General features: G+C 34.3%; 11 protein-coding genes. 1 reads left to right on the top strand and 10 read right to left on the bottom strand.

Translation table 11 applies throughout. From position 1 onward, the window contains the following. Positions 1 to 42: 42 nt before the first annotated feature. The 10 genes from rpmC to QZN33_RS09835 form a co-directional block, all read right to left on the bottom strand. Complete coding sequence (gene rpmC / locus QZN33_RS09880) at positions 43 to 249, bottom strand: 50S ribosomal protein L29 (protein ID WP_296791833.1); 207 nt, start codon at positions 247 to 249, stop codon at positions 43 to 45. Between the two features lie 36 nt (positions 250 to 285). After that, on the bottom strand, positions 286 to 1041 hold the full coding sequence (locus QZN33_RS09875) for a 30S ribosomal protein S3 (RefSeq protein ID WP_296791830.1): 756 nt from the start codon (positions 1039 to 1041) through the stop codon (positions 286 to 288). Further along, complete coding sequence (locus QZN33_RS09870) at positions 1041 to 1505, bottom strand: 50S ribosomal protein L22 (protein WP_292746887.1); 465 nt, start codon at positions 1503 to 1505, stop codon at positions 1041 to 1043. Before QZN33_RS09870 ends, QZN33_RS09875 begins: the two co-directional genes overlap by 1 nt. 12 nt (positions 1506 to 1517) lie before the next feature. After that, positions 1518 to 1928, bottom strand: a complete 411-nt coding sequence (gene rpsS, locus QZN33_RS09865; protein ID WP_292746889.1) for a 30S ribosomal protein S19 — start codon at positions 1926 to 1928, stop codon at positions 1518 to 1520. A gap of 15 nt (positions 1929 to 1943) precedes the next feature. Then, positions 1944 to 2669 carry a 50S ribosomal protein L2 gene (locus QZN33_RS09860; RefSeq protein WP_292740357.1) on the bottom strand — a complete coding sequence of 242 codons (726 nt, stop codon included), beginning with the start codon at positions 2667 to 2669 and terminating at the stop codon, positions 1944 to 1946. Between the two features lie 12 nt (positions 2670 to 2681). After that, on the bottom strand, positions 2682 to 2942 hold the full coding sequence (locus tag QZN33_RS09855; RefSeq protein WP_292746895.1) for a 50S ribosomal protein L23: 261 nt from the start codon (positions 2940 to 2942) through the stop codon (positions 2682 to 2684). A gap of 22 nt (positions 2943 to 2964) precedes the next feature. Then, entirely contained in the window at positions 2965 to 3729 is a 765-nt protein-coding gene (rpl4p, locus tag QZN33_RS09850) for a 50S ribosomal protein L4 (RefSeq protein ID WP_296791816.1), read from the bottom strand. 2 nt (positions 3730 to 3731) lie between these two features. Continuing rightward, the gene (rpl3p, locus tag QZN33_RS09845) at positions 3732 to 4742 is read right to left on the bottom strand and encodes a 50S ribosomal protein L3 (protein WP_296791811.1); all 1011 of its coding nucleotides are present in this window, start codon (positions 4740 to 4742) and stop codon (positions 3732 to 3734) included. A 342-nt stretch (positions 4743 to 5084) separates the two neighbouring features. After that, on the bottom strand, positions 5085 to 5912 hold the full coding sequence (locus tag QZN33_RS09840) for a putative RNA uridine N3 methyltransferase (protein WP_296791806.1): 828 nt from the start codon (positions 5910 to 5912) through the stop codon (positions 5085 to 5087). Positions 5913 to 6149: 237 nt separating this feature from the next. Beyond that, positions 6150 to 6785: an METTL5 family protein gene (locus tag QZN33_RS09835; protein ID WP_296791803.1), complete on the bottom strand. Its 636-nt coding sequence runs from the start codon at positions 6783 to 6785 to the stop codon at positions 6150 to 6152. A gap of 73 nt (positions 6786 to 6858) precedes the next feature. Here QZN33_RS09835 and QZN33_RS09830 point away from each other — a divergent pair, with 73 nt between their 5' ends. After that, positions 6859 to 8349: an acetyl-CoA carboxylase biotin carboxylase subunit gene (locus tag QZN33_RS09830; protein WP_296791795.1), complete on the top strand. Its 1491-nt coding sequence runs from the start codon at positions 6859 to 6861 to the stop codon at positions 8347 to 8349. The last annotated feature ends 14 nt before the right edge of the window (positions 8350 to 8363 follow it).

Genomic DNA, 8363 nt, shown 5'->3' with positions numbered 1-8363 from the left:
AAGTTCTTCAGGAAGCCCACATACATCACAGATTTTTGACATTTAATTCTCCTTCTGTTTTTCATTCAATATTGTAAGAACACGAGCAATTGTTCTTTTCAATTCTCTAATTTTTCCAGGGTTTTCTACTACCCCGGCAGCTGCATTTTTAGAAACATTTTTGGATAATTCAGTTCTGAGTTCAACGAGTTTTTCTTGAATCTCATCAACTTCCATGTCCCAAATTTCTTTACTTCTTAAAATCGCCATTGTTCCAACTCTTTTCAGATAATTAAATTTATGTATCTAACTATCATCTTCTTCTACTTCTTCAGTAGATTCTTCTTCAACAACTTCTTCTAATTCTTCTAAATCTTCAACTTCCTCAATGATTTCTTCTTCGATGATTTCTTCGGTTTCAACATCGATTTCTTCTTCAATTACTTCACCATCTTCTTCAATGATGACTTTTGGAGGAAGGATTTCTACAGAATCAGGTAATACAGTTTCTGGAGGCATAATTCTTACATAAATACCTAAAACACCAGGTTTTAATTCAGCAGTAGCGAAGCCTTCTTCTACAAATCTGATTGAAGGTTCTCCACATTTTTTAATGTATCCTTCAACAAATTTAGCTACAGCAGATCTGGAACCTCTGATTTTACCAGAAATGGTTACTTCTACACCTTGAGCTCCTGCTCCCATAATTCTACGAATAGTGGAATAAGCAACTCTTCTGAAGTGCATACCTCTTTGTAACATGTTAGAAATTTTGTAAGCCATGATTTTTGGGTTGAGTTCTGGAACTTCAACTTCTTTAACTTCAATTTGAGGATTGTCTAATCCGAATTGAGTTTTAAGAGTGTTGGTAATAGTTCTAACGTTTTTTCCACCTCTACCAATAACCATACCCGGTCTTTCTGCATAAACAACAACCATGGTACCTAAAGGTGTGATTTGAACTTCCATACCACCGTATCCAGCTCTTTCTAACTCTTTTTCTAAATATTCATCAATTCTGGTTCTTCTAAGGCCTTCTTGGACGAAATCTTTTTCTATCATTAGTTAGCCTCCTGTAATACAATTTGAATATGAGTAGTAGGTGTGTTAAATGGAGTCATTCTACCAAATGCTCTTGGTATGTATCCAGGGATTACAACACCTTTGTGACTTGAAATATGTTCAATGAATAATTTTTCAGTGTCTAAACCTTTGTACTCTGCATTAGCTTCAGCGTTTTCTAAAACTTTTAAGATTTGTTCAGCTGCTTTTACAGGGTATCTTCCACTAGGCCAGCCTTCTTGACCTTTTCTGTGACCAACTTTTTTGTTGTGTCTTTTAAAAGGAACTGATTTTTTCATTCCAATAACATCTTCTAAGTAAGCTTTAGCTTTAACTACTTCCATTCCTCTTATTGCTCTGCAAATCTCAACACTGTGTTTTGGAGAAATCTTAAGGGATTTTGCCATAGCACGTGCTGTTTTTGCTTCATCAACATCATTATTATAAGCATATTTGTTAGCCATGTTCTAATCTCCTTATTTAAGTGGTACAAACATGGATGATCTAGTAGCACCCATACCTGGGTCTCCGTGTTGAACTCTTTTTCTGGTTGGTGCATATTCACCGAAGTAATGACCAATCATTTCTGGTTCAATAGTAACTTCTACAAAATTTTGACCATCATAAATACCGAAAGTGGTTCCAACCATTTCAGGTATTACAATCATGTCTCTACAATGGGTCCTGATTACAACAGGACGGCCATCTTTAGTTCCTTCTTTATTTAATTTTCTCATTTTATCCAAAACAATTTGTTGTCTTGGTAAGAATCCTCTTTTTAAAGACCTTCTTTGTCTTGCAGGTAATAATTCCATTACTTCCTCTAAAGACATGTCTTGTAGTTCTTCAAGAGTATAACCTTTATATTTAAATATTTTTCTTGCCAATGAAACACCCTCTATCTATCTTTTTAAACCTGTTCTCTTAGCTGCAATTGAACCAACTTTTCTTCCTGGTGGTGCATGTCTTGAAACAGTAGTTGGACGACCAGGATGTTGTCTGTTACCTCCCCCGTGAGGGTGATCTACAGCGTTCATAGCTACTCCTCTTACAGTCATGAATTTCTTACCTTTAGCTTTGTAAGCATGCCATTTTTTACCTGCTTTAAGGAATGGTTTATCTTTTCTTCCTCCACCAGCTACTACACCAATACTAGCACGGCAGTTAGGATTTAAGTATTTTAATTCCCCAGATGGTAATTCAACAACAGTTTGGTTAGCATCATGAGTAACAACATTAGCATAAGTTCCGGAAGATCTTACAAAACGACCTCCATCTCCAGGAGTGTTTTCGATATCATAGATTGGAGTACCTTCAGGAATTTCAGCAAGCGGTAAAGTATTACCAAATTTAATTGGAGCAGAAATACCACATTCAATTTCATCATCGATTTGAATGCTTTCAGGTGCTAATATAAATTTCTTTTCACCATTTTCGAATTTTACTTCTGCAATAGGAGCGGTTCTTGCTGGGTCATGTACAATATCAATGACTTTACCTTTGATACTACCTTCTTTTTCTAATGCATCGTAAGATCTGTATCTGATTTTATCTTTGAAACGGTGAGAAGCAACACGGTGAGCAGGAGTTCCTCTACCTCTTCTTTGATGTATTAATCGTTTTCCCATTCAAATTCCTCCTTAGAATACTCCTATTCTGACAGCAAGTTCTTCTGCCATTTCTTCTTCAACGAGTTTAATGTATGCTACTTTTACACCTTTAGTAGTGATATGAGTATTGACTTTTGCAACTTTTTCTTCGTATAACTCTTCAAAAGCTTTTTTGATTTGGCTTTTGTTAGCTTTACGGTTTACAACAAAAGTAATTTCATTGTTCATATCGATTAAGTTCATGGTTTTTTCAGTAACATGAGGTTTAATAATAATTGAGTATGAATCCATAATAATCACCTATTTTCCAAAATTATTGGAATAAACCTCCTAACTTTTCAACAGCTGATTTGGTATAAACAGTGAGTCTTCCTGGGTGGGTACCTGGTGCTAATAATTCTGCATTTAAGTTTTCAACAACCACTACATCTACACCAGCGTGGTTTCTTGCACCTAATGAGATACCGTTATCTTCACCGACAACTACAAGAGGTCCTTTTACTTTTTTGTATTTTCTTCCTCTTGTTTTTCCTCTACCTGCTCTGATTCTTTTACCTTCTTTTGCACGAATGACGTCATCGTAAACTCCTAATTTTTCGAAAATTTCACGAGTTTGTTTTGCAGTTTTTACTGCTTCGATTTCGTCTTCAACAATAATAGGAACTTGTTCTAAATCATCTACAATGTGACCTCTGTCTTCAACAATTTCTTTATTGGTAGTTGCTGCAACAGCAGATCTGATTGCAAATCTTCTTTCTTTAATGTTGATTTTTTCGTGATGATTTTTTTCAGCTCTAGTAGGATGTGCTTGTCTACCACCAATAGCCATTGGTACGAAAGCTGCTTTAGAACCATTTTTAATCCTTGGTACTCTTGCGGTACCTCTACCTGAACCCCATCCTTTAGCGGAAGTTCTTTTACCTGCCATTGGGTCATTACCCCATGGTTGTACTCTAGCAGATTGTGCAGAAAGTACAGCTCTTTTGATTAAATCTGGTCTGTATACTTCATCAAAAATAGCTGGAAGTTCGATTTGTTCTTTTACTTCCCCTTCAATAGAATAAACGTTAACTTTCATGATTATACCCCTTGTTTAGATTTTGTACTGATGTAATTAATTTGAGGTATATCCTCAGCTTTATTATTAGGTCTAATAGGTTGTCTTAAGATTACTAATCTTTTAGAAGGACCTGGTAAGGAACCTTTTACTAAAACATAATCGTTTTTGACAAGTCCGTATTTAACAAATCCACCATCTGGGTTGATTTGGTCAACTTCATCAGCTGATGCGATTTTTAAAATTCTTTTATTGAATTCAGTTCTTTTATGGTATCCCATTTGACCTGCTTGTGCAACAGTCCACATAGTTCTTCTAGGTGTCCAAGGACCAATAGAACCAACGTGTCTTCCTTTACCTGCTCTAACAGCTTTACCATATTGAATTCTAATTCCCCATCTTTTTACTACACCTTGGAATCCTTTTCCTTTTGTAGTTGCAATAGCATCAACAAATTCACCTTCATTGAAGATTTCGCTAGCTTTTACTTCATTACCTAATAATTCTAATGCAGTGTTTAATTTTTCTTCAGGATTTGCTCCTCCAATACCACATTCAAATATATCTGGTTTTTTCTTAGGTACGCTAGTTACTTTTGGATTTGTGTGTATTAATACCCTAATATCTTCTGTGTTTTCTAATTCACCTTGTATTTTTGCAATAGCTTCAGATTTATTGTATTCTTTAGGAAGAGAAATTTTCCTTGAAAGTTCTTGATCTAAATTGTCTGCAAGTACTTCGGTGATTACTTTCAAACCACGAGAAGTTTTTTCATAAGCTCTAATTCCCATTACTACGACCGGAGGTACTTCCAATACGGTTACTGGAGTGAAAACTTCCATACCATTGGTTGGAGAGTTTTTATCAGTATCAGTGACTAAAGCGTGAGTCATACCGACTTTATAACCTGCGAGGCCTAGTAATTTTGGTTCGTCCATTTGCGGCCAAGATTTTACTCTAGGGGTTTCTTTTGCTGCTCTTTTTCTTGGACTAAAAGCAACTGACCCTTTTCTTGGCTGGTGGTGTCTAACCATTTAATTTAACCTCCTTATTAATATTTTTCCTTATTTTTTAATTATTTTAATTTTTTAAAGTTCAATAACTAAATTAATAGTTATTAGACAAGTTGATAAGAATCATACTAAGTATAACCTCATCGAAATAATAAATAGCTGTAAAAAGGATTACAACTAGATAAATATTAAATTTCAATATATTCTATTGAGTTTACTTCAATTGAAGCACAATAAAGAATATATACAATGTATAAATCATTCTGCGCTAAGTAAATTTTTAGGAGAGCCCTAAAAACATTAATGTATAAAAAGTTGAGCAAGTTATCTATTAGCGTGATACGACTAATAAATCAAAGAGAATTAAAATCTCATAAAGTTAAATAAAGAAAGTGTAGCGACAACTGCCTCTTCAGTTCTGACGGTTTCAGTTCCTTGATCGGGAATGGTATTTACTTTAAATAAATCCCAGTTCGGATTGGAAACATCATCCTCGATTGAAGAATAAGGGCCACCAAATAAAATAGCAATACTTTTACATTCATCTACTTTATGTTTTAATTCATCAAAAATAGAATCAATATAATCTCCATATCTTGTAGTTTCAACCACAAGATCAGGTTTAATTAATTTTAAGCTATTTTTAAGACTCTTATTAGAGGACATAACATTATATCCCCAGTAAACGTCATCTGGTTTATCAGGTGTGACTATTACTTCTTTCTTAGCAATCTTAGTTATCTTAAAGTCAAAAATTTTTTTAACAGTAAGTTGCTCTTTACAGAATGCAAGTTTATCCATACCTATATCAACATAAGTTCCTTTCTTATTTCTTTTAACAGTGAAACCTTGTCTATAATCGCCCACGTCTGGTTGATTATTTACAGGATGATGAGGAGTCCTTAACGGTGGAAGAATTCCAACATGCTTCAATTCAGGCATTATAGGAAACGCTTTTTTCCTCAAATATTGAGGAGTATTCATATAACTTAGAATTTCAGCAATAAAATCTCCATCATGTGCTCCATCTTCATTTTTTACATGGTCATCATTATAAATAACCACATTATCTGCTTGAAAAATAGCCAAAGCTCTTCCTAAAATTCCCACTTTATAAGTACGAATTTTGAGATCTTTAGACTCAGAAAGAAATGAATTTGGAATAAATATAGATAGCTCATCTTTATACATTACTTTAATTTATATAGACTAAAGTATATAAAGATTACCCTACATTTATATAGCTATCACTAAATAGACTTACACATTTACAAAATATTATATCACTTATAATATCCGTAGCTTCTTTTTATGCTACCAACTTTTTTATACTCAGAGAATATATTAATATAAGATATGTAATAACCCCTATATAAAGGTATTGTTTTAATATATAAAAAAAATATATAAATCAGATTTCTGCAAAATTTAAAAATCTGAAAATGCCCTAATTACAATAACATCAACATTTTGTTTTTCTTTAGTGTGAAACTCATAAATCTTTGGGATTGGAAAATTATATCTGAATATATGTGTAATTTCAAGATTGTTTTTTTCATAGTAGCTTATTAAAAATTCTTCAGTAGATGCCATGTGAAACGAATACAGAACATCGGGCTTTAACTGACATGCCTTCTCAACAAATTTTAAATCCTGACCGTGTTCGGCTTTTCTTTGAGATCCAAACGGAGGATTCTGAATTACAGTATCAACAGCATCATCCTTATCATAATCGTTAATATCGCTTAAAATAAATTCCGCATTTTCAACTTTAAGCTTTTCTAAGCTCTCACGTGCAAGAGTTATAGAATCATTATCAATATCTACACCAAATGCCCTATTTGCACCCATCAGAGCACAGCCTAAAGTCAATATGCCACTGCCGCAGCCCAGATCAACAACATTTTTACCTTCAATATCCCCTAGAGAACTTGCATTCCAAATCAAATCGGAAGCTATAACTGAAGGTGTTGAGTACTGTTCAAGACCTACTTTAGGATTTGGATGTGGCGGAACAGATTGAAGTTTCATTTCCAGATGCTTTTTACGTGTAATTTTTTTCATATAATCAACATATTTAATAATTATCTAATATATAATTATAATATATTTCAAAAAAATTACTTAGAGGTTTCATATGTTTGAAAAAGTATTAATTGCAAATAGAGGAGAAATCGCAATAAGAGTTATGCGTGCATGTCGTGAACTTGACATTGACACTGTAGCTATTTATTCTGATGCTGATAATACTTCTCTATACACAAAATATGCTGATGAAAGTTTTCCTTTAGGAAATCCGTCACCGGCAAAATCTTATTTGAATATAGAGAAAATTATAGGTATCGCACTTGATTCCGGTGCAGATGCTATTCACCCAGGTTATGGATTTTTAGCTGAAAACCAAAAATTCGGAGAAGAATGTGAAAAAAATGGAATTAAACTTATCGGACCTTCCGGAGACGTAATCCATCAAATGGGAGACAAAATTACTTCAAAAGCTCTCATGAAAAAAGCGGGAGTTCCTGTTATTGAAGGTACACCTGAAGGTGTAACAGATATCGAAGAAGCAAAAGACATTGCAAGACAAATCGGATATCCTGTTATTGTTAAAGCATCCGCAGGTGGTGGAGGAATAGGTATGCGTGCGGTTTATGAAGAAGATGAACTTGTACGCGCTATCGAATCTACCCAATCTGTTGCATCAACAAACTTCGGAGATTCAACCGTATTTATCGAAAAGTACTTAGAACAGCCCCGTCACATTGAATTCCAGCTTTTAGCTGATGAACATGGTAATGTTATTCATGTTGCAGACAGGGAATGTTCAATCCAGAGAAGACACCAGAAGCTTTTGGAAGAAGCACCTTCCCCAATTATGACTGAAGAGTTAAGAGAACAGATGGGAGGAAGTGCCGTTAAAGCTGCAGAATATATTGGTTATACAAGTGCAGGTACTGTTGAATTCTTATATGACAACGGCAACTACTATTTCCTTGAAATGAATACACGTATTCAAGTAGAACACCCAATTACCGAGCTTGTCACCAACACTGACCTGATTAAAGAGCAGATTAGAATTGCTGCAGGTGAAGAGTTAAGCTTATCACAAAATGACATACAGGTAAACGGTCATGCTATCGAGTGCCGTATCAATGCAGAAGATCCGCTTAACGACTTTGCTCCAAATCCTGGAAAAATTACAGGTTACAGATCACCTGGTGGACCTGGTGTACGTTTAGACAGTGGAGTTTATATGAATTATACAATCCCAACATTCTATGACTCAATGATTTCCAAATTGATTACCTACGGCAGAAACAGAAACGATGCTATTAATAGAATGAAAAGAGCATTAAGTGAGTATATTATTTTAGGTGTAAAAACTACAATTCCTTTCCATAAAGCAATTTTAAGAAATCCTAATTTCATTTCCGGAGACTTAAATACCCATTTCATCGATCAGCACAAAAAAGGTATCGATGCTGAAATGGTTAACATCATTGAAGAGGATGCGGAATATGTAAACAAATTAAAATCCACATTCATGCCTAGTAAAAAAATTGCTGCAATTTCAGCAGCAGTTGGATCATATCAAAATGCTGTAAAAAGCCAACATATGCAAAAATAATATTTTGGAGATTA

It is taken from the genome of uncultured Methanobrevibacter sp., from assembly GCF_900314615.1.
Classification (GTDB): domain Archaea; phylum Methanobacteriota; class Methanobacteria; order Methanobacteriales; family Methanobacteriaceae; genus Methanocatella.
The sequence above is the reverse complement of the archived record's forward strand: the minus strand, read 5'-3'. Positions and strand labels throughout refer to the sequence as shown.